Below are 2,234 nucleotides of genomic sequence, written 5' to 3' on the forward strand. Positions count from 1 at the left end.
AGAGAAGCCGACGACATCAGCAGGCATTTCGGTTTTACCATCAGCCATCATCACCGTGACTATTGCCGACTGTCCTTTAAGTACGTGAGCATTGGTAATGACAAAACCATCAGCACTAATAATAAAACCACTGCCATGCCCCTGATTATTGCGGATCGTGACTACTGCTGGATTGGCTTTTGCATAGACGCGGTTGGCGGTATTCGTTGCTGGTGTTTTGGCAAGTAATGGTGGCGGTAAGATAGTGGCTCCACCAATCAGACTGAGAGAGAGGAGCAGGGCGGAGCAGATGGTAATAGTTTTCATGTTGATTGAGTTGGGAGTTGGGATGGATGGATGGATCTGAAATCGGCAATGCCCTTTATTAAAGATCGGGAAACAATCGCTCGTGCTTAATTTATCTTTCGGGCAAGCGGGAGGGAATTATGCACAGTTGCCAATTGCCGATCGTGACCGATGAGATCGATCGTCCAGATCGCCGTGCTGACTAGCATCATGGCGATCGTCGTTATCAAAATCGGTAATCCTTGCCCGTAGATTAATAATAATCCAGTGCTGAAAATTTGACAGCCGATCGCGATCGGTAGCCATAATCGCCACCGCTGTCGCCATCTAGTTAGCCCTGCCAGCAACGACCACAAAAAGACCCACAAGAAGCTTTCACCGCGCGATCGCGGCGCATATAGTGGTAGCGGCTGGCGGGGGTGATGAGCGCGAATCAGTCGATCGATCTCGATGGCAGATCTGGCTAGTGGTGTCGTCACCGCATCTTGTTCGTCAAATATGCCGATTAAAATCAACTTGCCATCAAACTGTTTTTTAAGTTCGGTAGGTGATAATTCCAAGACCTTACTAGAATTTGTGCGATCGATCTTAGTTAAAATTTTCGCTAGTAAGTCACGACTTAGTAGATCGGCATTCCAATTCAACTGTCGATCTACTAATGTATCGATGTTGTGACGCTGTGATAAATAACGTTTTGATAAAGAAGTGACAAATGACGGACGATCGCATGAATACTTAATTGCGCGATCGATACATTCAGGAATAACATTCGCGCGATCGAAAATTTTGGGCTGAGAATTTGTCTCAATTTTGAGGGCAATGCCCCAGGCGACAGGTTTAATTGCTTGCTCGACCCGTTCGACAATCTTGAGTAGTTCGGTATCATTATTAATAATATTACCCGAACTAAATGGCTCATAATTAATGATCTTGACTGAAGATGGCTCTGGTGAGATTCGCTCCATCACCGCTATTTGAGTTCGATCGACGATCGACTGTTCGAGGGTAGATATTGGTTGAGTAGCTTGCAATTGGATTGATAATAAAAAAGATGGTTCTGATGAGACTCGCTCCTCGATTCTTATTTGATTTCGATCAGCGATCGTATTTTTGAGTGTAGATATTGGCTGAATAGCCTGCAAGTGAGTAGCTAATAAAGCGGCAACTAAACTCATTCCAACTGCTGTCAGCAGGTGATGTTTTGGGCGATTGAGATAATGACAAATAGCAACAATCTGCGGAGGCAAAAAGCTAGGCGCGGGTGATGTTGTTAGTTCTTGCCAAGTGACGTGACGACTGAGCGGATTGTGAAATAAAATTGGCAACCAATCGGCAAATTTGGCAAATTCTCCAGCAGCTAAAATCAACCTTTGTCTGGCATATTTAAAAGCTGCTGGAAAACTTGCTCCGTGACTATATTCAGTCAGGAGATCTGCGAGAAATTGTTGAGCGATCGAGCAAGGAATTACCTCCCGCATCACGATAATATATGGTAAATCGATATCACTCAATTGTGAGGCTAATCCTAAGCCACTACAACAGTTAAAAATAGCAATTTGCAAGCCGCGATCAACAGCAACTCGCAGTTCTTGTTTCAGTCTACTAATCTCGATCGGGGTATCATTGTCGAGATAAATAATTCCCTCTTGCAGGCTTGGATATGGAGAAGAGGTGGATCGAATTGTATTGCCATGCCCATTAAAAATAAAAATCTGCCACGCTTGACTGCGCGTTAATCGATCGGCCAGTTCGTAAGCTGAAGTGGTTTCTAATGAATTAATATGAGCTTGAGGTAAGGTTTTTAAAAAATCGGGATTGAGATTGAGCTGGGGATCGCGACCGGATAAACTGAGAATATTAACTTGCTTACTGCGCTGGATCTCGATCTGCGAAACATTGGCAAAGCTCGGCTGGCAAAATACTTCTACTGCGCCAGCATAAGCCTCAAA

1 protein-coding gene and 1 pseudogene are annotated in these 2,234 nt (G+C 44.4%); both read right to left on the reverse strand.

What is annotated here, in order from left to right:
• On the reverse strand, positions 1-306 hold a 306-nt coding region (locus RMO27_RS20365; protein WP_396133771.1), incomplete at its 3' end, for a trypsin-like peptidase domain-containing protein.
• A gap of 86 nt (positions 307-392) precedes the next feature.
• Positions 393-2,234: pseudogene (locus RMO27_RS20370) on the reverse strand (hypothetical protein); the annotation flags it as partial.

This window comes from Chamaesiphon sp. OTE_75_metabat_556 (assembly GCF_031378165.1).
GTDB lineage: Bacteria > Cyanobacteriota > Cyanobacteriia > Cyanobacteriales > Chamaesiphonaceae > Chamaesiphon.